19 protein-coding genes, 1 tRNA gene and 3 rRNA genes are annotated in these 25,800 nt (G+C 45.6%); 19 read left to right on the forward strand and 4 right to left on the reverse strand.

All coding sequences use genetic code 11. The annotated features are described in order from the left end of the window. The first annotated feature begins 49 nt into the window (after positions 1–49). Both AB3114_RS01905 and AB3114_RS01910 read left to right on the forward strand, forming a co-directional pair. Complete coding sequence (locus AB3114_RS01905) at positions 50–769, forward strand: helix-turn-helix transcriptional regulator (RefSeq protein WP_367341565.1); 720 nt, start codon at positions 50–52, stop codon at positions 767–769. A gap of 95 nt (positions 770–864) precedes the next feature. Continuing rightward, positions 865–1,560 (forward strand): 2,3-diphosphoglycerate-dependent phosphoglycerate mutase, encoded by a 696-nt coding sequence (locus AB3114_RS01910; RefSeq protein ID WP_367341566.1) that lies wholly within the window; start codon positions 865–867, stop codon positions 1,558–1,560. Between the two features lie 411 nt (positions 1,561–1,971). On the opposite strand, the gene AB3114_RS01915 is transcribed toward AB3114_RS01910, so the two are convergent. The 4 genes from AB3114_RS01915 to wecB form a co-directional block, all read right to left on the reverse strand. Next, positions 1,972–2,772: a hypothetical protein gene (locus AB3114_RS01915; protein WP_367341567.1), complete on the reverse strand. Its 801-nt coding sequence runs from the start codon at positions 2,770–2,772 to the stop codon at positions 1,972–1,974. Between the two features lie 26 nt (positions 2,773–2,798). After that, on the reverse strand, positions 2,799–4,016 hold the full coding sequence (locus AB3114_RS01920; protein ID WP_367341568.1) for a glycosyltransferase family 2 protein: 1,218 nt from the start codon (positions 4,014–4,016) through the stop codon (positions 2,799–2,801). An 86-nt stretch (positions 4,017–4,102) separates the two neighbouring features. Then, complete coding sequence (locus AB3114_RS01925) at positions 4,103–4,291, reverse strand: hypothetical protein (protein ID WP_367341569.1); 189 nt, start codon at positions 4,289–4,291, stop codon at positions 4,103–4,105. Then, on the reverse strand, positions 4,291–5,406 hold the full coding sequence (wecB, locus tag AB3114_RS01930) for a non-hydrolyzing UDP-N-acetylglucosamine 2-epimerase (protein WP_367341570.1): 1,116 nt from the start codon (positions 5,404–5,406) through the stop codon (positions 4,291–4,293). The genes AB3114_RS01925 and wecB overlap by 1 nt, the downstream gene beginning before the upstream one ends. Positions 5,407–5,956: 550 nt before the next feature. Between wecB and AB3114_RS01935 the strand changes: the two genes are divergently transcribed. From AB3114_RS01935 to AB3114_RS02015, 17 genes are all read left to right on the forward strand, one after another. Further along, on the forward strand, positions 5,957–6,952 hold the full coding sequence (locus AB3114_RS01935; protein WP_367341571.1) for a hypothetical protein: 996 nt from the start codon (positions 5,957–5,959) through the stop codon (positions 6,950–6,952). Between the two features lie 579 nt (positions 6,953–7,531). Beyond that, positions 7,532–9,107 (forward strand): 16S ribosomal RNA (locus AB3114_RS01940). A gap of 207 nt (positions 9,108–9,314) precedes the next feature. Then, a 23S ribosomal RNA gene (locus tag AB3114_RS01945) occupies positions 9,315–12,237 on the forward strand. A gap of 91 nt (positions 12,238–12,328) precedes the next feature. Then, a 5S ribosomal RNA gene (gene rrf / locus AB3114_RS01950) occupies positions 12,329–12,445 on the forward strand. Together the 16S, 23S and 5S rRNA genes form the textbook arrangement of a ribosomal RNA operon. A gap of 104 nt (positions 12,446–12,549) precedes the next feature. Next, positions 12,550–14,463 (forward strand): TerB N-terminal domain-containing protein, encoded by a 1,914-nt coding sequence (locus AB3114_RS01955; protein ID WP_367341572.1) that lies wholly within the window; start codon positions 12,550–12,552, stop codon positions 14,461–14,463. Continuing rightward, positions 14,463–15,794, forward strand: a complete 1,332-nt coding sequence (locus AB3114_RS01960; protein ID WP_367341573.1) for an ATP-binding protein — start codon at positions 14,463–14,465, stop codon at positions 15,792–15,794. Before AB3114_RS01955 ends, AB3114_RS01960 begins: the two co-directional genes overlap by 1 nt. A gap of 11 nt (positions 15,795–15,805) precedes the next feature. Beyond that, positions 15,806–18,055 carry a DEAD/DEAH box helicase gene (locus tag AB3114_RS01965; protein WP_367341574.1) on the forward strand — a complete coding sequence of 750 codons (2,250 nt, stop codon included), beginning with the start codon at positions 15,806–15,808 and terminating at the stop codon, positions 18,053–18,055. A gap of 113 nt (positions 18,056–18,168) precedes the next feature. Further along, positions 18,169–18,241, forward strand: a tRNA-Thr gene (locus AB3114_RS01970). A 741-nt stretch (positions 18,242–18,982) separates the two neighbouring features. Further along, complete coding sequence (locus AB3114_RS01975; RefSeq protein ID WP_367341575.1) at positions 18,983–19,573, forward strand: hypothetical protein; 591 nt, start codon at positions 18,983–18,985, stop codon at positions 19,571–19,573. Then, positions 19,536–20,606 carry a relaxase/mobilization nuclease domain-containing protein gene (locus tag AB3114_RS01980; RefSeq protein ID WP_367341576.1) on the forward strand — a complete coding sequence of 357 codons (1,071 nt, stop codon included), beginning with the start codon at positions 19,536–19,538 and terminating at the stop codon, positions 20,604–20,606. The genes AB3114_RS01975 and AB3114_RS01980 overlap by 38 nt, the downstream gene beginning before the upstream one ends. 38 nt (positions 20,607–20,644) lie before the next feature. After that, positions 20,645–21,184 carry a hypothetical protein gene (locus AB3114_RS01985; RefSeq protein WP_367341577.1) on the forward strand — a complete coding sequence of 180 codons (540 nt, stop codon included), beginning with the start codon at positions 20,645–20,647 and terminating at the stop codon, positions 21,182–21,184. A gap of 179 nt (positions 21,185–21,363) precedes the next feature. Then, positions 21,364–21,663, forward strand: a complete 300-nt coding sequence (locus tag AB3114_RS01990; protein WP_367341578.1) for a hypothetical protein — start codon at positions 21,364–21,366, stop codon at positions 21,661–21,663. A gap of 423 nt (positions 21,664–22,086) precedes the next feature. Then, on the forward strand, positions 22,087–23,223 hold the full coding sequence (locus AB3114_RS01995) for an IS30 family transposase (RefSeq protein ID WP_367341579.1): 1,137 nt from the start codon (positions 22,087–22,089) through the stop codon (positions 23,221–23,223). After that, the gene (locus AB3114_RS02000; RefSeq protein ID WP_367341580.1) at positions 23,223–24,284 is read left to right on the forward strand and encodes a type IIL restriction-modification enzyme MmeI; all 1,062 of its coding nucleotides are present in this window, start codon (positions 23,223–23,225) and stop codon (positions 24,282–24,284) included. Before AB3114_RS01995 ends, AB3114_RS02000 begins: the two co-directional genes overlap by 1 nt. A 308-nt stretch (positions 24,285–24,592) precedes the next feature. Further along, positions 24,593–25,048 (forward strand): winged helix-turn-helix domain-containing protein, encoded by a 456-nt coding sequence (locus tag AB3114_RS02005; protein WP_367341581.1) that lies wholly within the window; start codon positions 24,593–24,595, stop codon positions 25,046–25,048. Positions 25,049–25,069: 21 nt separating this feature from the next. Next, complete coding sequence (locus tag AB3114_RS02010) at positions 25,070–25,297, forward strand: restriction endonuclease (RefSeq protein ID WP_367341582.1); 228 nt, start codon at positions 25,070–25,072, stop codon at positions 25,295–25,297. Then, positions 25,275–25,529 carry a restriction endonuclease gene (locus tag AB3114_RS02015; protein WP_367341583.1) on the forward strand — a complete coding sequence of 85 codons (255 nt, stop codon included), beginning with the start codon at positions 25,275–25,277 and terminating at the stop codon, positions 25,527–25,529. Before AB3114_RS02010 ends, AB3114_RS02015 begins: the two co-directional genes overlap by 23 nt. Positions 25,530–25,800: the final 271 nt, after the last annotated feature.

Below are 25,800 nucleotides of genomic sequence, written 5' to 3' on the forward strand. Positions count from 1 at the left end.
ATTCGAAGATTGGTATACTTAAATTTGGGTATTGATAGGAGGAACGATGATGATTCCATGGAAGAAAATTAGTGACTTCACCTTTGTGGCGGAGAAATGTCAAGATGCGGATACCCTAGCTAAATATGTTTTTGATCACCTGAACCAGTTGATTCAATTCGACGGGGCGGTCTTGCTAATATTAGATTCAGACGGGGCTTGCCAGCATTTTTACCAAACTGGACGTCATCACCGAATGGAAACGACAAAAAATTGCTTCCAGAAAAACTTGGTGCAAGAAATAAGCAGGGAGTATCGTCACCACTATCCTTCGTTAGCGGAGTGTGTGCTGGACAGCCGACGGGTTGTTGACCCGTCACTAAAGAAATACATGGAACGGTTAGGAGTTCGAGAAGTCTTTGGCCTTGGCTTGTGGGATGGTGACGGCCGTTTGCGTTGTATCTTTAGCCTGGAACGGCAGAGTAAGTTAGCTTTTAGCCATGAGGATAAGCAAGTGGTGGACATTATTTTCCACCATTTGAATAACCTCTACCAAAATCTTGCAAAAGAAGATAGCCAGGAGAATTTGAAGCAGCTTCCCTTGACTAAGCGGGAAAGGGAGATTGGGCGTTTACTGATGCGGGGGATGAATAATGATCAGGTAGCAGATCAACTAGGCATCAGTCCGGCGACGGTAGCCAAGCACATCGCCAATATGCACCATAAATTAGGCGTGCAAACGCAGCAGGAACTGCTGGTGAAACTCTTCAACTCAAACGGTAATGTTTGAAACAATCTTGCTGATTCTATTGGAATTTGCACTTACATGAATTAAAATAAAAAGGTATATGACAAGTAATTATTAAGAAGAAAGAGGTCAGATTAATGGCAAAACTTGTACTGATTCGTCACGGTCAAAGTGAATGGAACCTGTCCAACCAATTTACTGGCTGGGTTGACGTTGATCTTAGTGAAAAGGGTGTTGCCCAAGCTAAGGCTGCCGGCAAGGCTATTAAGGAACACGGTCTGCAATTCGACTACGCTTACACTTCTGTTCTGAAGCGTGCTATCAAGACCCTGCACTACGCACTGGATGAATGTGACCAACTTTGGATTCCTGAATTCAAGACTTGGCGTCTTAACGAACGTCACTATGGTGCTCTTCAAGGTCTCAACAAGAAGAAGACTGCTGAAAAGTACGGGGACGAACAAGTCCATATTTGGCGTCGTTCATACGATGTTCTGCCGCCACTGCTGAAGGCTACTGACGAAGGCTCAGCTGCTAAGGACCGTCGTTATGCTAACTTGGACCCACGCACTATTCCTGGTGGTGAAAACCTCAAGGTTACTCTGCAACGGGTTATTCCTCTGTGGCAGGACAGCATTGCTCCAAAGCTGCTGGATGGCAAGAACGTTATTATTGCTGCCCATGGTAACTCACTGCGTGCTTTGAGCAAGTACATCGAACAGATTTCTGACGATGACATCATGAACCTGGAAATGGCTACTGGTCAACCAGTTGTTTACGACTTCGATGACAAGCTCAATGTCCTGAAGAAGGAAAAGTACGATATCGATTAATTGAAGCTGCAAAAAAACTTCTGGAGGGTCCGGAGGTATATCCTAGAACAGTGCCTGGCGCGGAACGCGTCGGGCATTGTTCTAGGATATACACAAGGGCCCTCTTTTTTTTGCGCGATTACGTTTGTGAATAAATATGATTGAAGAGCCCCGGGAGATAGCCTAAGACGAGTGTTGACACGGAACGGGTCGGCACTCGTCTGTAGCTATCTTTGAGGGCCCTCGTTTTTTACCACGATTGCATTTGTTCGTAGATATACATAAGGGCCCTCGTTTTTTTATTGAATGATACGAAGACGCGACGGGCTCAAAAAAGGAATAAATAAAAAAACCAGCGCTGGTGAGGATGACCCTCATCGGCGCTGTAACATTGTCAGAACATATATTTAATTGAAATTGAATCGGCGCTAATTAGTAGAATACCCAGTAACTAACGACAGTTAATACAGGTACGTAGTAGCTAACTGAGTAAACACCACAATAGGTGTAGTAGTAATCAGTGTATTCAACGTATGATACAGTGGTGTATTCAACGTAGAAGTAACCGTGGTTGCTGCAGCTTGGAGCAGTTGGAGCAGTCGGTGCTGTAGGAGCGGTTGGTGCCGTCGGAGCAGTTGGAGCTGTCGGTGCCGTAGGAGCGGTTGGGGCCGTAGCGGCAGTTCCAGCGGTGCCGGCCGTCGGAGCAGTAGCGGCAGTTCCAGCGGTGCCAGCGGTTGGAGCAGTAGCGGCAGTTCCAGCGGTGCCGGCCGTAGGAGCAGTAGCGGCAGTCCCCGCGGTGCCGGCCGTCGGAGCGGTAGCAGCAGTCCCCGCGGTGCCAGCCGTCGGAGCAGTAGCGGCGGTCCCAGCGGTGCCGGCCGTCGGAGCAGTAGCAGCAGTTCCAGCGGTGCCGGCCGTAGGAGCGGTAGCAGCAGTCCCAGCGGTGCCAGCCGTCGGAGCAGTAGCAGCAGTTCCAGCGGTGCCGGCCGTAGGAGCAGTAGCGGCAGTTCCAGCGGTGCCAGCTGTAGGAGCGGTAGCGGCAGTTCCAGCGGTACCGGCCGTCGGAGCAGTAGCGGCAGTTCCAGCGGTACCAGCTGTAGGAGCAGTTACAGTAACTTGAGCTGTAGGAGCAGTAGCGGCGTTAGCTTGTGTGTCAGCGTGGATTGTGGTGGCACTAAATGTAAGCCCTAAGGCTACGGCAGCAGCGATGCTGACTGCCTTTTTAAAATTAACCATAATCAGATTTTCCTTTCCATATCAACTTATGCGATATCCTTATTGCCGTGAACAGTTTTGGCCCAGCCATGCTGACCGCGGATTTTTTTATAGAATGCAATAACGATTGCAGGATAAAGCAAGTAGTTGTAAATACCAAGAAACAGAATACTGAGCAAACTGACAAACCAGTTGAGGTTAGCCGTTTTGCGATAGTCAGCGATGATAATGTTATTGATAATACAGTTGAGAAGAACCAAGCTGATTACGACAGGATAGCACGTCATGATATGAGCAATTACATAGACAAGAACATAGAGACCAGCCAGACCAGAAATTAGCGTAATAAAAGGAATAAACATATAAAATGTCATTTCCATTTTAGATAATAGATTAATTTGCGAGCTTCTGAGAATCCGGGGCCAGTAACTGAATAAACAATCCAGCCCACCCTGGGTCCACCGAGCACGTTGTCGGATGAATGGCAAGATATGGTCAATTGCTTCTTGGTACACGACGATGTTGCTAGCGTAGTAAGTATGCTTGCCGCGAAGCAGAAAACGTGTACTGAATTCGAAATCTTCTAGTAAGGCATTACCCCATGGGTTATCAGAACGAATACTTGAAACCCGGATAAATTGGCCGTTGCCAGATGCGGCTGCATTGTGAATCAGGTTGCGTGTATTTTGAATCCAGTCATTGATGACGCGAAATTCAATATCCTGAAATAGTTGCAGCCAGTTGTGAATAGTGATCATGCCAACGCGGGTTTGCAACAGGTCAATTTGTGGGTGATTGGCAAAGTTGGCTAATACCTGCTCATAACCTTGTTCGGTCATGTAGGCATCGGCGTCTAAGACACCGACGACAGTCCGTGCCAGATCATCCGGCTTCATCTGTCTGGGATCTACTAGCCGATGGTAGGCCCAGTTGAGGGCGCTACCCTTGCCTTGCTGAGCATTAGGCTTAGTGCGTGTTAAAACCTGAACTCGGTTTTGACAGTTAAATTGAGCAATTACCCGTTTAGCCACCAACTCAGTTCCGTCATCCGAACCATCATTAATGATGGCCATCGAAATATTCGGCAGATCGGCAGTGCTCTTCATGAAGCGAACAATTGTTTTGCCAATTACGCCAGCCTCGTTCATTGCTGGGATCACGATAATAAGGCGCAAGTTATCGCTAAAATGATAATCTTCGTCGCTGCTCGTGCTCTTTTGCCCGAACAATAGCAAGCAAATGACCCAAAAAGTGTAAATCAGCATTCCTACTAACGATACGTTGAAATCAACTTGATTGATTTTTCACACCTCCTTTTGCTGAGAGAAATAGCCAATTGAAGTTTGAAACTTTAAGGCTGTTTCACATTCAACTGGGGGTGTTGTAAAAAGAATTGTTGCGAAGCCCGTTTGACTTGACCGACAATACGGACGGTTTTATTTGGGTTAAGTGATGATCGGAATCGATCGATGCTGATCCCTCCCGTCAATGTAAGGGCAAGGAAAGCAACGATGATGACTACTTGTAAAATATGTTTCATTAATGATCCCTCCCGTCTAAGTATTGGTGCAGTGCAGTGACGATGCGCTCGGAGGCGTGACCGTCGCCGTATGGGTTCTTGGCATCTGCCATCTGCTTATACTTTTGGGGATCATTGAGCAATTCGGTTAAGGCTTGCTTGATCATTGTTGGATCAGTGCCGACTAGTTTTAGGGTACCAGCGGTGACGCCTTCTGGTCGTTCCGTCGTGTCACGTAAAACCAGAACGGGTTTTTGTAATGACGGGGCTTCTTCCTGGACACCGCCTGAGTCCGTCAAAATAAGGTAGCTGCGGGCAGCCAGGTTATGAAAATCGATCACGTCCAACGGTTTTGTGAGGTGTGCCTGGGCTACTCCATCGAAAACCTCATGGGCAATATTTTGAACACGCTGACTCAAGTGAACAGGGAATATCATTTCCAAATCGTCGCGTGACAACAGCATATCTTTGATGGCCTGCAGTGCTTGACGCATCGGTTCACCTTGGTTTTCCCGACGGTGCATAGTAACTAGCAGTAATTTTTTTTGCGGATCAATTTTATCTAATACGTCGCTGTGGTAGTCGGCACTCACCGTGTGTTCAAGGGCGTCGATAGCGGTGTTGCCGGTCACAAAGACGTGGCTAGCATCATGATGTTCTTGCAATAAGTTCTGTTCGGCTTTTTTAGTTGGGGCAAAGTAGAGGCTACTGATGGCGTCAGTAACTTGCCGGTTAATTTCTTCTGGATAAGGGTCGTAGCGAGAATATGTACGGAGCCCAGCTTCCACGTGGCCTACCGGAATTTTTTGGTAAAAAGCAGCGAGAGTAGCGCCGAGAGTGGTAGTAGTGTCACCGTGTACTAAAATGATTGCTGGCTTGGTCTTAGCGATGATTGGTTCAAGCTTCGTAAGAGCGCCAACTGTAATGCTGGTTAGTGTTTGATTTTTCTTCATTAAATGCAGATTATGATCTGGCTTAATGTGAAAAGCATTAAGGGCAGAATCTAACATTTCTTTGTGTTGCCCTGTTACCACCGTTACGGGAGAGAAGGTGGGGTCTTTTTCGAGGGCTTTTATTACCGGGGCCATTTTGATTGCTTCGGGTCTGGTCCCAAAAATCGTCATAATCCGTTGCATGATGAATTCCTTTCTATTCTGCAACTGTAATTAATAGATCTTTAGCACCATTCGTTGATCTGAGTGTGTGTGCAGTAAGTTATCAAATTACCCCATAATTCGCGTCTAAATAAATATTAATGACTATTGAAAGATCGCCTAATAGGACGAATGTATTTTGGCCTACTCTGGTTAATTGATCAATAGATGAAGCAAATACGAATAATCTACCAAAAGACATTTCTTTAATAGAAAATTATTTTTTAGCGTTTGCTAATATAAAAATAGTATTAATCAAGTATAGCCACTAATATATATTGATTACTAAAAACAGTATAATAGTACTGATTTACAAATGCAACGTCTCACAAGCAATCTTACGGAGAAAAAGCTGCAGTTCCTTAGTCCGACAATTAAGCAACCGATTTCATAGAAAAATCATTAGGAATATTATGCAAATTGTGAATAATGTATGAAGAAATGCCGAGAAGACGGCTTTAATTTGTGGTTTTCTACAATTATGCTATGATAACGATATGTAATTTATCCTATATAGAAAGTTGGCATGTTGATGGAGAAAAAAGAACACTTGTCTGTCAAACAATTCTTTAACGACCTGAAAGGCAACTTGAAGAGCCAATACAAGAGTTCTGTGTGGCCAGTGGCCGGTGGATTCTTGCTGATGGCGGCTCTTGGGGTTCTGTTCTTCTTGGGCTTATCTCGTTTGGCGATGACGATGATGATGAGCTTTCAAATGATGATGTATGGAATGGCTTCACCTTTAGCTATTCTGATGACTCTATTAGAAGTTATCATTTTAGCTGTTTTGCTGGTTGCACTGTCATTCTTCGTTAGTTTCTTTGCTACAAGCAGCAGTTATGCATATTTGGATGCGTTGCGTCACCCGGGAATGAAGGTTAACGCTAGCGCGATTTGGACATACTTCAAGCACGTGCGGAAGAACCAACTGTGGCGTTTAGTTTTGTATAACGCTCTGTTCCTTTTCTTGTGGCAGTTACCTCTATCTATCGTCGGTCGCTTTACTGGCCGCTGGCGTTGGCTTTCCATTATCATTTTGATTGTTAACGATTTGATCCAAATTTGGAAGACTATTGAATATAGTCAGTCAGCCTTTCTTTACCGTGACCGTCAGACAACTTTCCTCGGTCAGTCAATGCGTCATGCTTTAACGGCTAGTCGCCGCTACATGGGTGGCCGGAAAGCTAACTACATTGAAGTAATGGTAACGATGGTTGTTATTCCACTGTTAGTTATTGATGCTATTTTTGGTGGTATTGCCTTCTACGGCAACTATATCGGTACTTACTGGATTATGTGGGTTGGTATCGTCTTAGGCATTATTGCTGTGCTAGCCTTCTTGCCAGTAGTATTGATGGTTGTAGCTCAGTTCTATGATCAAACTTACGTTGATAGTGAGCTTGATATTGATTTTAGTGGTACTTTTAAGCCAGTTGAAAAACTCAACGGTGCTGCTTTTATCAATGATTGGCAAGCTACGAGTGATGTTAAGACGTCAAGCAAAGATAAAGAAGATACTAATAAGTAAACTATCTATAATAGATGGAGTGCGACAGAAGTCGTTTGCGACTTTACAGGTACACTCCATTTGTAGCGATAGCCTCTAGCGTTCGAATTGTCCGAATGTTAGAGGCTATTGCTATTTTCAGCTATAATTTGAGGGACTATGCACTGCTCATTCTGGTTGCGATTAGGGGATGATAGTGTTTAGGTGGACCAAAATAATTTAGCGATGGAAGATGCTACCAAAAAACTTCAAAAAAATCAGAATTTAGTGTTGACTTTCTATAGTGATCCCGGTATAGTTAATAAACGTTGACGCCGCTAAGGCTTGTCACTACAGACAAACAGAGAGGTGCCAATTCTTGATCAATTAAATCAATTCAAAATTAATAAAAATAGTTCTTGACATTGATTGCTGATCTTGATATTATATTAAGTGTTGTCGCTAAGCGATGACATCAAGGCAGACCTTTGAAAACTGAACAAAGTTTCGACAAACACAAATGTGCAGGGTCCTTGATCACAGATCAAGGCAAAAACATTTGCGAAGTCAATTCGCTTAATACTTTTAAAAATTAGAGCTATTTCAAAAGCTCATATTACATAATATGAGAGTTTGATCCTGGCTCAGGATGAACGCCGGCGGTGTGCCTAATACATGCAAGTCGAACGCACTGGCCCAACTGATATGACGTGCTTGCACTGATTTGACGATGGATTACCAGTGAGTGGCGGACGGGTGAGTAACACGTGGGCAACCTGCCCCAAAGCGGGGGATAACATTTGGAAACAAGTGCTAATACCGCATAACAATCATGACCACATGGTCATGATTTCAAAGGTGGTTTCGGCCATCACTTTGGGATGGGCCCGCGGTGCATTAGCTAGTTGGTAAGGTAACGGCTTACCAAGGCGATGATGCATAGCCGAGTTGAGAGACTGATCGGCCACAATGGAACTGAGACACGGTCCATACTCCTACGGGAGGCAGCAGTAGGGAATCTTCCACAATGGGCGCAAGCCTGATGGAGCAACACCGCGTGAGTGAAGAAGGGTTTCGGCTCGTAAAACTCTGTTGTTGAAGAAGAACGTGCGTGAGAGTAACTGTTCATGCAGTGACGGTATTCAACCAGAAAGTCACGGCTAACTACGTGCCAGCAGCCGCGGTAATACGTAGGTGGCAAGCGTTGTCCGGATTTATTGGGCGTAAAGCGAGCGCAGGCGGTTTCTTAAGTCTGATGTGAAAGCCTTCGGCTTAACCGGAGAAGTGCATCGGAAACTGGGAGACTTGAGTGCAGAAGAGGACAGTGGAACTCCATGTGTAGCGGTGGAATGCGTAGATATATGGAAGAACACCAGTGGCGAAGGCGGCTGTCTGGTCTGCAACTGACGCTGAGGCTCGAAAGCATGGGTAGCGAACAGGATTAGATACCCTGGTAGTCCATGCCGTAAACGATGAGTGCTAGGTGTTGGAGGGTTTCCGCCCTTCAGTGCCGCAGCTAACGCATTAAGCACTCCGCCTGGGGAGTACGACCGCAAGGTTGAAACTCAAAGGAATTGACGGGGGCCCGCACAAGCGGTGGAGCATGTGGTTTAATTCGAAGCTACGCGAAGAACCTTACCAGGTCTTGACATCTTGCGCTAACCTAAGAGATTAGGCGTTCCCTTCGGGGACGCAATGACAGGTGGTGCATGGTCGTCGTCAGCTCGTGTCGTGAGATGTTGGGTTAAGTCCCGCAACGAGCGCAACCCTTGTTACTAGTTGCCAGCATTCAGTTGGGCACTCTAGTGAGACTGCCGGTGACAAACCGGAGGAAGGTGGGGACGACGTCAGATCATCATGCCCCTTATGACCTGGGCTACACACGTGCTACAATGGCCGGTACAACGAGCAGCTAACCCGCGAGGGTGTGCAAATCTCTTAAAGCCGGTCTCAGTTCGGACTGCAGTCTGCAACTCGACTGCACGAAGTCGGAATCGCTAGTAATCGCGGATCAGCATGCCGCGGTGAATACGTTCCCGGGCCTTGTACACACCGCCCGTCACACCATGGAAGTTTGCAATGCCCAAAGTCAGTGGCCTAACCATTTTGGAGGGAGCTGCCTAAGGCAGGGCAGATGACTGGGGTGAAGTCGTAACAAGGTAGCCGTAGGAGAACCTGCGGCTGGATCACCTCCTTTCTAAGGAATAAAACGGAACCTACACATTAGTTGAAACTTTGTTTAGTTTTGAGGGGTTTACCCTCAGAGCTTGTACTTTGAAAACTAAATAATATCTAATTTCTTTATTAATCAAAACAATAAACCGAGAACACCGCGTTATTTGAGTTTTATTAACGAAATAATCGCTAACTCAATTAATCAAGGTGATCACGAAGTGATCATCAAGGTTAAGTTATGAAGGGCGCATGGTGAATGCCTTGGTACTAGGAGCCGATGAAGGACGGGACAAACACCGATATGCTTCGGGGAGTGGTAAGTGCACTTTGATCCGGAGATTTCCGAATGGGGAAACCCAACCAACTTAGTCGTTGGTTATCTGACTAGTGAATTCATAGCTAGCAGAGGGAAGACGCAGTGAACTGAAACATCTCAGTAGCTGCAGGAAGAGAAAGAAATATCGATTCCCTGAGTAGCGGCGAGCGAAAGGGGAAGAGCCCAAACCAGTGAGCTTGCTTACTGGGGTTGTAGGACTGAACATTTGAGTTACCAAAGTGCGACGTAGTCGAAACAGCTGGGAAGCTGTGCCAGAGAGGGTGATAGCCCCGTAGACGAAACGTCACACCCTCAGTTCAGGATCCTGAGTACGGCGGGACACGTGAAACCCCGTCGGAAGCTGCGAGGACCATCTCGCAAGGCTAAATACTACCTAGTGACCGATAGTGAACCAGTACCGTGAGGGAAAGGTGAAAAGCACCCCGGAAGGGGAGTGAAATAGTTCCTGAAACCATGTGCCTACAAGCTGTCGGAGCCCGTTAATGGGTGACGGCGTGCCTCTTGCAGAATGAACCGGCGAGTTATGATTGCATGCAAGGTTAAGGTGGAAAAACCGGAGCCGTAGCGAAAGCGAGTCTTAAATGGGCGTAAGAAGTATGTAGTTATAGACCCGAAACCAGGTGACCTACCCATGTCCAGGTTGAAGGTGCGGTAAAGCGCACTGGAGGACCGAACCCGTGTCAGTTGAAAATGGCTGGGATGAGGTGTGGGTAGCGGTGAAATTCCAAACGAACTTGGAGATAGCTGGTTCTCTCCGAAATCTCTTTAGGGGGAGCCTTGAGGTAAAGAATCGTGGAGGTAGAGCTACTGTTTGGACAAGGGGCCCGTCATGGGTTACCAACTTCAGATAAACTCCGAATGCCATCGATTTATACTCAGGAGTCAGACGATGAGTGATAAGATCCACCGTCGAAAGGGGAACAGCCCAGATCACCAGTTAAGGTCCCTAAATATATGCTAAGTGGAAAAGGATGTGGAGTTGCATAGACAACTAGGATGTTGGCTCAGAAGCAGCCACCATTTAAAGAGTGCGTAATAGCTCACTAGTCGAGTGATCCTGCGCCGAAAATGTACCGGGGCTAAGCATATTACCGAAACTGTGGATGTGCACTTTGTGCACGTGATAGGAGAGCGTTCTAAGGGCGGCGAAGTCAGACCGTGAGGACTGGTGGAGCGCTTAGAAGTGAGAATGCCGGTATGAGTAGCGAAAGACAGGTGAGAATCCTGTCCACCGAATGACTAAGGTTTCCTGGGGAAGGCTCGTCCTCCCAGGGTAAGTCGGGACCTAAGCTGAGGCCGAAAGGCGTAGGCGATGGATAACAGGTTGAGATTCCTGTACCAGTTGATTGCGTTTCAACGATGGAGGGACGCAGGAGGCTAAGCAATCCAGACGGATGGAAATGTCTGGCCAAGCAGTGAGTTAGGAGCAGAGAGAAAAGCTTTGTTCCGGGTTAACAAGCTGTGATGGGGAGTGAAATTTTAGTAACGAAGTTGCCGACGTCACACTGCCGAGAAAAGCTTCTAGCAAGTAATCAACTGCCCGTACCGCAAACCGACACAGGTAGTCGAGGAGAGAATCCTAAGGTGAGCGAGAGAACTCTCGTTAAGGAACTCGGCAAAATGACCCCGTAACTTCGGAAGAAGGGGTGCTGGCCGCAAGGCCAGCCGCAGTGAAAAGGCCCAGGCGACTGTTTATCAAAAACACAGGTTTCTGCAAAATCGTAAGATGAAGTATAGGGGCTGACGCCTGCCCGGTGCTGGAAGGTTAAAAGGATGGGTTAGCTTCGGCGAAGCTCAGAATTGAAGCCCCAGTAAACGGCGGCCGTAACTATAACGGTCCTAAGGTAGCGAAATTCCTTGTCGGGTAAGTTCCGACCCGCACGAAAGGCGTAACGATCTGGGCACTGTCTCAACGAGAGACTCGGTGAAATTGAAATCCCTGTGAAGATGCAGGGTACCCGCGACAGGACGGAAAGACCCCATGGAGCTTTACTGTAGCTTGATATTGAGTGTTTGTACTGCTTGTACAGGATAGGTAGGAGCCATAGAAAGCGGAACGCTAGTTTCGCTGGAGGCGCTGGTGGGATACTACCCTTGCATTATGACCACTCTAACCCGCAGCACTAAGCGTGCTGGGAGACAGTGTCAGGTGGGCAGTTTGACTGGGGCGGTCGCCTCCCAAAAGGTAACGGAGGCGCCCAAAGGTTCGCTCAGAATGGTTGGAAATCATTCGCAGAGTGTAAAGGCACAAGCGAGCTTGACTGCGAGACAGACAGGTCGAGCAGGGACGAAAGTCGGGCTTAGTGATCCGGTGGTTCCGCATGGAAGGGCCATCGCTCAACGGATAAAAGCTACCCTGGGGATAACAGGCTTATCTCCCCCAAGAGTCCACATCGACGGGGAGGTTTGGCACCTCGATGTCGGCTCATCGCATCCTGGGGCTGTAGTCGGTCCCAAGGGTTGGGCTGTTCGCCCATTAAAGCGGTACGCGAGCTGGGTTCAGAACGTCGTGAGACAGTTCGGTCCCTATCCGTCGCGGGCGTAGGAAATTTGAGAGGACCTGTCCTTAGTACGAGAGGACCGGGATGGACATACCGCTGGTGTACCAGTTGTTCCGCCAGGAGCACCGCTGGGTAGCTATGTATGGATGAGATAAACGCTGAAAGCATCTAAGTGTGAAACTCACCTCAAGATGAGATTTCCCATTCCTTTATGGAAGTAAGACCCCTTATAGACGATGAGGTAGATAGGGTGGAAGTAGAAGCGCCGTGAGGCGTGGAGCGGACCACTACTAATCGGTCGAGGACTTAACCAAGGAAAAAGCTGGTGAGTCCGGTTGAAAATGGATGGAGGATATGATATTGTTTAGTTTTGAGAGCGCAAGTTCTCAGTCCGAGAGGACGAAGTGCGGTGGCGATGGCCTGAAGGATACACCTGTTCCCATGCCGAACACAGCAGTTAAGCTTCAGCGCGCCAAAAGTAGTTGGGGGATCGCTCCCTGCGAGGATAGGGCACTGCCGCGCAAATGATAACACAGACTGTTTAACAGCCTGTGTTTTTTTTTACGATAAATCAGAAATTTGGTATAATTTTCTAGAACATATGTGCGAACTGGAGGCCCTGGAAGATGGATAGAAAAAAACTAAAACAATACATCTTTCAGAAATACGGTCTGGAATTTCAATTAAGCCCCCAGGATCCAGGTAACTTAGAGGAATTACGCATTTCACCTAGTCAACGGCCTTTTGTAGTCTTAGCCCAGACATCTGATTGTCTAGATTTAAAGGCGCCATCCTTTGCGTCGGTCCTCCAAGAAGTTGATCATTTTGGTACACCGATGTTAGTCAATCAACCAGGATGGGTAGAGGTACACTTTGACCAAGCCAGCGATCGTGATGTTGAAAACGTCATTGATTATGCCTTTCAAACCGCAATGAGTGGTAAGGAGGTTGTTCCGCAACAGTTAATTCGGTTGCCACGTCAACATATTCAAACACAATATCAGGCTCAGACAATTCCTCTAAAGAGCCGACCACGACTAAAACCAAAGAAATTATCACCATTAGAAAAAGTGCTGCGTAGCTATGACTATACCGTGTCACCGGCTGTTGAAACGGCCTATAATTTTTGTCGGCAAGGCCAAATGCTGGCAGATTTTCAGGATGATTATCAACCAATCGTCGAATTTCAGCGTTATTATCCTGATTACCATTCGATGAATTTGGCTCAGTTACATACCTACCTGACTTGGCGAACACGGCTGCGGGCAGGTGATTTTTCTGTCAATAGCACGTCCTACGCCTATGTTTATATCTATGAACTGCTGAATAATATTGGGGTGGACGATGCAGCGGCGGGATATCGCCTGTTGAAATATTTTAAGGATCGTTATGCCCCCAGCTACCACAAAAAGATGGCAGCTTATCTAAGCAAATGGATGCAGGATTATGTGCTCTATTATGGCTTGGGTCGCGAACAGGCAAATGATGCTTTTGCGGAAAAGCTAGCTGTGGATCGGCAATACCACATCATCTGTCACCCTGATGAATATTCTGATGATGATCTATTAGCAGTCTTTGAACATTTTTCTACTTATCTCAAACGCTGTCGCTTGTACCAGAATGCTAAGGAAGAATTTGCTAAGCTCTTTCGTTATATTTGGCAACGTGTTCTGCAGGAACAACCGCATCAGGCTATCGCTCAGTTAATCGGCCAACAGACAATGACGACCGGATATCTCTTTGCGAATGCTGTCTTTTACTTTAAGCAAGCGCCGAAGATGCAGACATACGTCATTGACTCGGAGCGCAAGTATCAGTTTAAAGGTCACCAGTATTACTGCACGTCGTGGCAACCGTGCCGGCAACGGAGCGTGAAGCTCAATGCCTTCTTTCATGAAATTGACCGCCTGGGTCGACAGGCTTTTGGTTTAGGGCACCCCTTAAAGGCTCGTTCACTTGATCACGCACTGCTCCAAGCCATTCAGGATGGCATTCACGATTACCAGCGTGCTAAACAGCGGCAAGCACAGAAAGAGGCAGAACCCGATATCAATCTAACTGACTTGGATAAGATTCGGGCAGATGCATCGGTCACTCGCGAAAGTTTGCTGACGGATGAGGAAAAGAACGAAGAACATGAAGAGAATGTATCTTCGGCCGAGAAGAAACAGGATCAACAAGCTTCGGCAATAGTGCCAGCTAAGAATGAGCCGGGACAGCCAAATGATCAGCACACCGCAGAAGATGACGACGCTGCGTCACTTCTGCTTAATCCGGCACCAGCTGATGATGATGCGGATATCGATCTGACCGCTGATGAACAATTTCTGCTTCAGGCGCTCCTGACTGGGCAGCCCTATCAAGACCACCTCAAAAAACATCACCTGATGCTTTCGATCATGGTGGACCAACTCAACGATAAGCTTTTTGACGCTATCGGGGATACTGCGATCGAATTTGACGATAACAATCGTCCCCAGATTATCGAAGACTATCGACCAGATGTGCAAGCAATCATTAATCATAAGGAGGAATCATAATGGCTGTGCGCAAGCGGCGCGTCCCAAAGCGGATTGCGCAAACGATTTTGAATTCATTGAAGGGTGGTGTCGTGCCGCGGATCGGCCTCCCTTATATCACCGTCGGCCGGAAGGATGAAATCGCGGCTTTATTGCATGATGTCGACATCGTTTCCCAGGGTGGTGCGGCTTTCCACTTTATCGTCGGTCGTTACGGTTCAGGGAAGAGCTTTCTCTTACAAACTATCCGCAATTACGTGATGGACAAAAATTTTGTCGTTGTGGATGGCGACCTGTCCCCAGAGCGACGCCTGCAGGGAACTAAGGGCCAGGGACTGGCCACCTACCGCGAACTCGTGCAAAACATGGCTACCAAGACGCGACCAGAGGGTGGGGCTCTTCCCCTGATTCTCGATCGTTGGATCAACACCGTGCAGACCCAGGTGGCTACTGACACCGGTCTCAGTGATGATGACCCAGCGTTTGCGAAGGCGGTTGATCAAAAAATCTACCGAGTCATTTCTTCATTGAGCGAGTTGGTGCACGGCTTTGACTTTGCTAAGCTTTTGAACATGTATTACCACGCCTACGTTGACGACGATGACGAGACGAAGGCTAAGGTGATCAAGTGGTTCCGTGGGGAATACAGTCACAAAACGGAAGCCAAGCAGGAACTGGGTGTCAACATCATCATTTCGGATGATGACTGGTATGAATACCTCAAGCTCTTTGCCAGTTTCTTCCGGCAAGCAGGCTACACCGGTTTGATCATCTTCATCGACGAACTCGTCAACATTTACAAGATCCCGAATGCCATTAGTCGCCAATACAACTACGAGAAGATTCTGACCATGTACAACGACGCGCTTCAGGGGAAGGCCAAGTACCTCGGCATTTTGATGGGTGCGACACCACAGGCCGTGGAAGACCGACACCGTGGGGTGTACTCATATGAGGCTTTGCGCTCGCGACTAGCCGAAGGAAAATTTGCCCAAGCTGGTGCTCGCGACATGTACGCACCAGTAATCAAGTTGGAGCCGTTGACGGCGGAAGAAATGATGGTTCTGACCGAAAAGCTGGCGGACATGCATGCCGGCCTCTATGGCTACCAGCGCACGATCACCGAAGACGAACTGGCTAAGTTCATCAAGATCGAATACGCTCGGATCGGGGCCGATACGAACATTACGCCGCGGGAAGTCATCCGTGACTTCATCGAGATGCTCGACATCGTTTGGCAAAATCCAAAGACTTCGATTGAAGACCTGCTAAATTCTGACAAGTTCTCCTATAGCGAGCAATCGGCGGTCAGTGACAAGAAGACGAAGGATTACACTGAATTTACGATTTAGGAGTGGATTTGATGGACGTTTTTTCACGTTATGCGCCATTTATCCAGGATTATATTTACCGCCAGGGCTGGCGACAGCTGCGCCCCATTCAGGTGGCAGCGGCCAGTGAAATCTTCGGGACCGATGACAATGTTTTGTTATCGGCTTCGACTGCTTCCGGCAAGACTGAGGCGGCGTTCTTTCCGATTTTAACGGACCTTGATGAACACCCGACCAGTTCAATTGGCTGCCTTTACATCGCCCCGCTGAAGGCTTTAATCAACGACCAGCACCGCCGGCTGACAGACCTGTGTGCTGACACTGATATCCGCGTTTGGCGCTGGCACGGGGATGTGGCCCAGTCACAAAAACGCAAGATGCTGAAGAATCCACAAGGGGTGCTGCAAATCACCCCGGAATCGCTGGAATCCTTCATGATTAACCGGCATATGGATATTCCGCGGCTTTTTGGCGACCTGCGTTTTATCGTGATCGACGAACTGCATTCTTTTCTTCGTAGCGACCGGGGTGGGCAGACATTTTGCTTGATCGAACGCTTGTCGCGATTGGCTGGAGTTGATCCACGGCGGATCGGTTTGTCAGCGACTATCGGGAACGTTGCCGCTGCCAGCAAGTTTCTCGGTGCCGGCAGCAAACGCCGGACCGTGGCCCCGAAGGTAGCTGATACCCGGCAGATTTGGCGGCTGTCGATGGAACATTTCTATAAATCTGGCCCCCAAGCCAGCAAGGATGATCCGGATAATGACGATCGCTTAGTCGGCCCTAAGACTGATTCTGCACCAGAATTAGCTGATCCAGGCATTGGCTACATCTTCGAGCACACCCGCGGCAAGAAGTGCCTGGTTTTCACCAACAGCCGGGAAGAGTGTGAGGCAGTGTGTCAGTCACTGCGTTCTTATTGCACGTACCGCCACGAACCAGACCGCTTTATGATTCACCATGGCAACCTGTCCCCAGCGCTGCGGGCCACCGCAGAAGACGCGATGAAGGACGATAACCAGTACATCACGACCTGCGCAACCGCTACCTTGGAACTCGGGATTGACGTCGGCAAACTCGAGAGTGCCTTCCAGATTGACGCGCCGTTTACGGTGTCCGGCTTCTTGCAACGGATGGGCCGGACGGGCCGGCGTGGCAATCCTCCCGAGATGCACTTTGTGATGCGTGAAGAGCATCCGGAGTCGCGGGCAATGCTGCCGGATCTGATTCCCTGGCCGTTGCTGCAGGGAATTGCCTTAGTCCAGCTTTACATTGAGGAACGTTGGGTTGAGCCACCTGAACCGAACCGTCTGCCATATAGTTTGCTCTACCACCAGACGATGAGCACCCTCGCATCGGACGGGGAGATGACGCCGGCAGAGCTGGCTTCACGCGTCCTGACACTGACTTACTTCCACAACGTCAGTCAGGATGACTACCGCGTCTTGTTGCGGCACTTGTTAAAGACGAAGCAGATCCAACGAACCGAAAACGGCGGCCTGATCGTGGGCTTAGCCGGGGAGCGGGTTGTTAACAACTTTAAGTTTTACGCTGTTTTCCAAGAAAACATCGAATACAGTGTCCACGCTGGATCCGAAGAGCTCGGGACGATCGTGCAGCCGCCTCCGGTTGGGGATAAGATTGCCATCGCCGGCCGGGTTTGGGTTGTCGAGGACATCGATCGGCAACGTCACCAGGTTTACTGCCACGAGGTAAAAGGGCGAATCCCGGCTTACTTCGGGGATGTGCCGGGTGATATTCAACCTAAAATCCTGCAGCGGATGCGTCGCGTGCTCACTGAAGACAAGATGTACTCGTACTTGATGGGCAACGCCAAGGCAAGATTGACTCAGGCCCGTGATATTTGCAACATTGCGAACGTGCCACACCGGCCATTGATCAACCTCGGCGGCAAGATGTGGTGCTTCATGCCGTGGACGGGAACCTACGCCTTTTTGGCGCTGGAACGCCTGCTGCGGATTAAATGCGCCAAGCGTCTTAACCTGCGGGGCTTTAATTCCAGTCGGCCGTACTTTATGGAATTTGCCATGGACGCTTCAGAGGATGAATTCTACAAAGTGATCGGGGAGGAAGCCGCGAAGAATTTTAACCCACTCGACCTCGTCTTTGACAAGGAAGTGCCGGTGTTTGATAAATATGATGAATATTTGCCAGATGAACTGGTTCGCAAGGAATTTGCCCAAAGTGTCTTGGACATTAAGGAAATGAAACGGTGCGTGGCGCAGATGTGCAAGGATCACTTTACGGCACCGCTGAAATAGAACAAGACCACGGTTGACTGAGGTTGACCGTGGTTTTATCTTTTTTTCAATTAATTTGAATTTACCCTTTATTTTTGCTGAGGTCTTTGCTATACTAATTGTCGTTGGTTAATGCTGACTTAGCTCAGTTGGCAGAGCATCGCATTAGTAATGCGGAGGTCGGAGGGTCGAATCCTCTAGTCAGCATAAGTTACACTTTATAAGTGTTCAGAAGTCTTCATGTCAGGTTGTTAAAAGCTTGATATGAAGGCTTTTTTGATACTTCTGATATTAAAATGAATTCTTTTTATATTGATCTAAATTACACCTCAGACACAATATCAGACACACTGGACGAGAAGAACAAAAGTTGTGTGTCTGAAAAATTAGAAGGGGCCTCGACACCTGATATATCAGCATTTATAAGCTAATTGTCAGTGTGTCTGGTGTGTTGAAAATCAATATTACGATATGATTGACTGTTGGCTACCTTATCGTCATTTGATAAGGTAGTCATTTTTTGTTTCTTTTTGATGATGCAAAAAGAAATGCTGAAATCCAAACAGAGCAGTCAGTTTGGTCGTTGTTGTTACTTATGGCGAAATCATAAGTAAATCAGATATGAAATCTCAAAAATGACCTTGAATGTCAATCTCGAGGTACTCATTTTTGAATGTAATATCTGATCGCTCGACAGGGTGCAGGGAAGCCTCGCAGGCTCCTCGCCAAGCTATAATTCGTATTACAAACTTGTTTGATATTACGAATTTAATTGCTTGCAAGTCAGTTAGTGCTTAGTATATAATATAATTGTAAATTGGTATAGACCAATATTGCTAAGAACTAACTGACCCGACGAAATGAGAAATTTAGTCAGCCGTTGTCGTGAGCATACGAAGGCTGAAAATTTCTTTTTGCCGGCAGGCAAACTGAGGAGGTCAAGAACGAATGAAGCCATTGAAAAATAAATTGATTCAAACTCGCCTAAGTGAAGATGAACTTGCGGATTTTGAAGCAGTGAAGCATGAGCTAGGAATTGCTGGAAGTTCCAAGGCGATGCGGCAGATGATTCGAGATGAGAAGCTATTAATGCAAGCTAAGAATAACTGGCAAAAGGGCAAGTATGACGCGGTAACGATTTTAGTTCAGCAACTGAATGACCAAGGGCGGTTGCCATTAGTCGAAGCGTTATATGGCTTGATAAATACTAGTACATCAACCGAATTGAACCTTGTACGGGATCAATATACTGACATTCAACAGCAACTCGAATCAATCATGTATGCCGTGACTAAGAGTGGAAATAATCTGAATCAAATTGCCCATGTATTAAATGCCGCTAAGCAACAGGCAGAACAAGAAGATGATGACTTAGCTGACGATGATTTGTGGCAGTGGGTCGCTAAGCAGTTGGTTGAAAATAGCCAAATTTTGACTGAACTGCGATTAGAAATTAATAACCTTAAACATGATACTAGACGTGACAAACAGGAGGGCGGTGGTGAAGTTGTCAGTCCTGGAAACACACTCGTGTCGTAGTAGCTATAGAAGATTACAATACCTATTCCAGGAGCCACCACATAGCTACCGGAAGACATCACGAAGGGTACTTGCTTGCACTGGATTTAATATAAAGCTACTACATGATCCGGATGGCAATATTTCAACGACCCAAAATGGTGCATACCTAGAAAAGCAATTCAAGGATAACTTAAAGAAAGCTCACAATCCCAAACGAACCTACCAAGCACAAACATTGATTATCTCATTTTCACCTGACGAGTTTGATACGAAAGACCTTAACCTACAAGCCAAACAAGCCTTAACGCTAGTCCAACACTTTGTCCACCAACATTTTTCTGACGCCCAATCCGTAATTGCAGTTCAGGCGGACGGTCAGGGCGGCAAGCTTCATGCTCATGTTGTTTTCAATACAGTCAAGCCAAATGGCAAAACCATTTCTACCAGCCGCTTTAACATACATCAACTACGAACCAACTTTGACCATGAAATGAGTCAGAACTACCAACGAGTAACTTGTCATAGTTGGACCAACCCCATACATAACCAACAAAAGCGGCAAGACGCTAACAGTTTAACCACACGATCTGAATGGCAACAGAACTTAAAACAGATCATCACCCAAGTTAAGAGCGAAGTAGCTTCACTTAAAGCCTTTATTCAGCGATTAGGCGAACAAGGAATAACTGTGACTGACCGTAAAAAGAAAACGTCTTGGACCTACCATCAAATGGTCGATGGTAAAGAGTACAAAGTCCGAGATTTTTATCAACGGGTGAATAAGCAAACCGGTGAAGTACTGTCTACTCGTGGCCTGGGCCAGGAATTTACGAAGAGTTATTTAACAAGTTACTTTAAACAGAAAGAAAATGAAGAGGAGAAAGATACCAATGACAGAAAAGAAAACGACAGACTCGAAAAAGTCCGAACAATGGCAAGAGATGCTAAGATTAGGATTGCTAGACAACAACGCCTCAATCAGCTCAACCGACAGCGAAGTGAATCCGCTCAAGCTCGAGAGCAGAAACAAAGATCTATCAAAGAAGCTTGACTATCTGATCGACGAGACAGCAAAGCAACGTCAATCAAGTGTCGAAGAACGTCGACAACTTGAGCAACAAGCTCGACGAAAAAGGGCAGAAACTCAAGGATCAGCTGACGGACCAGAACTCTAAAGTCGTGAAGGCAGTGGCAGACGCCCGGGCGATTGGGTATGCTGATGGTCTAGTTGACCGGGTTGACGCAATAGATCAGAAAATGCAAGGCTTAGAGGCTGACATTAACTTGCGAGAACAAAACTTGGACCAAAAAACTCAAGAATGTGTTGCTAAAGTGGCAGACCTTAACCAAGTTGGAAAGTACCTGGAACGATATACACAAGTCGTTAATAATCGCTTAGTGCCAACAATGCGTAATTTGATTTTGGCAATGAAAAATGGCATCACGCACCACACGGAAGACGTGGCTAAAGATGTTTATGAGCAGTTTAAGATGGATACTAATTTAACAGTTCAAGAGGTTATCAAACAAGCTGTAAGTCAGAATTTTACCAAAGAACGCAAAAAGACTGAGGAAGCGAGTGCCAGTGCCAAACTTAGTGCTAAAGCAAGTCAACAAGCAGTAAGGTAAGTCTCAGCAATACTTAACGAGTTTATAAAATTTTTAGTTCTGTTTGGTATTGAGCTTGTTATCTTAGTGGCAATCGTAGCAGTAACCCCCGGCTGGCAAAAATTGTTAGCAGCACCAATTGGGTTGCTGTTAGGCGGCGTTATTGATTGGAAGATTTATAAGAACGGGGGCTGGGGTTAATGTCTTTCGATGTTGAGTTAATGAGTGACCAACAATTGGATGAATTGCTCTTAAAGCCAAAGAAGATTCCAACTTGGCGACTCGTCAATACGCAAAGTGAACGCGAGAAGAAGCGTATTCGGCAAATGGAGCGGCATAATAAGCAATTGGAAGCTGCTAGGTTGTATCAAAAGAAGAAGCAACAAGCACGATTATTGGCGACTAAACGTAAACAGGAAATGCAACGGCAAGAGCATCAAGAACGAATGAAACATAAGAAAAAGCCGTCAAATGAAAAGGATGACGGCTTGGAATTATAGTCATATAAACAGAAAGGCCGCCCAGCCTGCGAAGGCCAGACGGTCGCCAAAGTTGCTAACTCATGCTATAATATAGCTGTACTAAAGAAATATTATATTCAATAGTTGGGCTGATAAGTTTAGCAAGAGCGCTTCTATTCTGGTGTACTGCAATACACCACCAGCCAAGCGCAACAGAGTACATCCTCAAGGGGATCAGCTCCTAAGTTGACATCTTGTGCATTGGTGGTCGCCAGTGCATATTTTTTATTTTACCATGATTTAACAACTGGTGTTGTATCCGATTTTTTACGCAGGATTTAATTATGGTGGATTATAGAATGAAGTTAGCCACCTAATTGGTGGTAAATAAAAAACGCCATTCGGCGTGACATCAGGTATCATATTAAGTGAATCAAACCTATATGAAAGGATGTCCGTCAAATGACGCACTTAAATGATACCATGCCCACTAACCTTTTGGCCACTCATCGCAAATATGCACACCTTACTAAAGAAGAGCGAGTGATGATTGCGACTTTAAAGTCGCAAGGACTTTCCAATCGCGCAATCGGTCGTCAATTAGGAGTGAACCACCAAACCATTAATAATGAGCTTAAACGTGGTACAGTTCGCCAAATTCGTCGTCAAAAATTCAATGGTAAGACTTACGATTACCCTTATCACATCTACAGTTATGAAGCTGGTCAGAATATTTATCTCAAATGCCACCAACGGTCCGGTCGTCCTCGTTTATATTACCGCTCAAAGCGTTTTTTACAATTGGCCGACCAATTAATGCTTGGTGAATTTGATGAGCATCGTTACTCTCCTCAAGCAGCTATTTATAAGGCACGTGATTTGATGAGTGATGATTCACTGATCCCTAAGTCTGTTGTGACTTTGTATCAGTGGATTAATGATGGTGTATTCCGTACGTCTAACTTGGACCTTTTTGAGAAAACTAAACGTAAACACCATCAATCTCATCCACAAGCCAAAAAGTGCTTAGGACCTAACATTGCTCAACGTCCACAGGTTGCGGACCAACGGTCCGAAATTGGTCATTGGGAACTAGACACTATTCAAGGTCATAAAGATGGCAAGGATAGCGTTGTTCTAGTAATGACTGATCGTTTTTCACGGGTTAATATTACGAGAAAAATTACCAGTAAAACTGCATATGCAGTGAATCATTTTTGTGTTGAGTTGCGTCAGAAGCTTGGCAAGAATGCTTACTATCGCATTTTTAAAACAATTACTTCTGATAATGGTTCTGAATTTAGTGAGTTAACGCGAGTTCATGACCATGTTTTTTACACTGACCCATATTCTCCTTGGGAACGCGGATCCAATGAAATCAATAATCGTTTTCTCCGGAAGGAGATTACTAAGGGCCAAGCTATTAATGATTATAGTAGTGCCCAGATTATAGCGACCAATAACTGGATGAATCACTATCCACGAGCCATATTTAATGGACGTTCTGCAATGGATATTTACTGTAAAGCATTTTATCAAGAGATGTCACGTTCTCATCAACCAATAATTAATTGGTCAGTGCTATTTATTTCAGCTTAGTGGCTAACTTATTCTTGAAATTTAGAATAATATTTGCATATCGAAGTTTCGTATGGGATAATGCCGCGCAAAATAAAGCACATGTGCACTGTGTTATAGTTAGCTTTACTTTGTTGACTTCAGACTTTCGTCCAGTAATTTATGATGAGAATGGCGATAGGCATTTGGCAAAACATATCAATGGATATCTGATCGATTATCCTGACTTTTACATTAAGTCACGAAAGAGAAAGCCACCGCTAGGTTTACCAGAAATGCATAAGGGTAGCCAGCCAACAGATGGTGGAGGACTCACATTAAAATCGAAGGAAGCTGAGGACTTATTAGGCAAGTATCCTCAACTAAAGCCGTGTATTAAGTTATACATTGGATCAAATGAGCTCATAAAAGGGAAGAAACGCTACTGCTTGTGGCTAAAGGGAGTAAGCCCTGCAATATATCGAAAGCTACCTGAAATCAAAGACCGACTTAATATAGTTATAGATAAAAGAAAGAAGAGCCCAACTGATTCCGTTAGATTAGAAGACGTAAAAACACCATATATTTTTACACAAATTCGACAGCCGGATACTGACTACATTGCTGTTCCCGAAGTCTCATCGGAAGGGCGTGAATATATTCCAATCGCAATTTTATCAAAGGACATTATAGCAAGTAATAAGTTATACCTAATTCCTAGTACTGAAAAATGGCTATTTTCTGTTCTAAGTTCATCTACGCATATGGCATGGATGAGAGTTGTTGCCGGCAGAATGAAGAGTGACTATAGTTATTCACCTGCTGTTTATACTAATTTTCCGTGGATGGATTTCACTACAGAACAGAAAGAAAAGTTATCTGAGACCGCTCAAGCGATTCTTGATGCTCGTCAACTGTATCTAGATAGTTCGCTTGCTGATCTTTATGATCCAGAAGCTATGCCTGTTGAACTTCGTAAGGCACATAATGCCAATGATAAAGTAGTTCTTAAGGCATACGGATTAAAGTCCTCTTTATCAGAGCGTGAAATTGTAGAGCAGCTGTTTGAGATATATGAGAGCAGGAATAAAAAGACAGAGTAGCCCTTCATCCTTTATAAAACTGATATTTTATGAAGCGGACAAATAGGTAAAGAAGCTCCCTACTATAAGTCATAGCAAGGAGCTTTTCTTATTGTATAACTGAATTGATTAAGACTATACTTAATAATAGGAGAAATATGATGAGAAGAAGTGATTTAAAGTGTTCGAATTCAAAAGCTTACCTCGGCACGAGATGATTACTTTGGCGGACCTTGTTGGTAATAAGGTTAAAGTGTCAGATACACATATTATTATAAAGAATTAGTTACTTCTGGTTGGCGTAGGTGCAATGCAAATAAGGATAAGAAATGATTGATTATACTACACTAAAACATAGTTCTGATGGTATGCCGACTTGGGATGCTTATTTAGGCATTATCCTGAAGCTCGCTACGAATAAGCCGTTATGGACAGCTGATGAATTAAAGACGGCAGCAGTAAATGAATTAGACCTTCCTGATGAGTTAAGGAATAAAGAGTACAACTCAAAATATATGGGTAACGTTGCTAAAAATCGTGCTGGCTTTGCACTTAGCGATCTAAAAATTGCGGGTTATTTACATTCACCTAAAAGAGGAGAATATGAGATAACTCAACTTGGAAAAAATGCTTGGAAAAAATATGGGCTGAATTTGACTAGGGCTGTAGTCCATGAAGAACCGTTATATAAGCAACATCAAACTAAATTAGTTAAAGCTAAGAATACCAATAGTGACGCTTCAGAAAGTCTAAATTCATTTAGTGAGGAATTGATTCAAGACTAGTTTAGTCAGAAGACAGACGAGTTGAAAGATCAATCACTTGCAAAACTAACTGAAATGAATCCGTATGCTTTTGAAGGCCTTATGGTTGAACTACTAAATAGAATGGGCTATAAGGGGCCAAATGACCAATCAATCGTTACTCAAAAGTCAAATGACAATGGTATTGACGGTGTGATTTATCAAGACGCATTGGGGCTTCAAAAGGTTTATCTGCAAGTTAAAAGGTATGCGCCAAATACCAGTTGGTAGACCCGAGATTACATCATTTAGCGGTGCAGTTAAGCTTAAGCACACTGACCGAGGTGTATTTATTACCACTTCAACATTTACTACTGGTGCAGAAGAAGCAGCACAAAACCTAAATATCACGACCATTGATGGTGAAATGCTCACTAACTTAATGGTTCAATATAGGGTAGGGGTTGAAGAAGCTAAGACCTATCATATATACAGAATCAATAAAGATGATTTCACAGATTAGGCACCTTGTAAAACTCTGCTTTTATAAAATTTAAATGTATTGTCAGTTTACCTTAAAAAAGCAAATGTGCGGTAAGAATTTAGGGAGTCCAAGGGACCGTCAGCTTTTAAAAGTAAGCGGTTGCTAATAATTTTGTGCAAGCGGTTGCACCAGGCGGCCGATAGCAGTATTATGTAAGCGTAATCATTACAGACTTATTAATTATCGATGGAGGTACTATTATATGAGCGAGAAAAAGTTAAATAAAAATTTGCCGTCCCTCGCGTTTTCA

This window comes from Limosilactobacillus sp. (assembly GCF_040772465.1).
In the GTDB taxonomy this organism is placed as follows: Bacteria; Bacillota; Bacilli; order Lactobacillales; family Lactobacillaceae; genus Limosilactobacillus.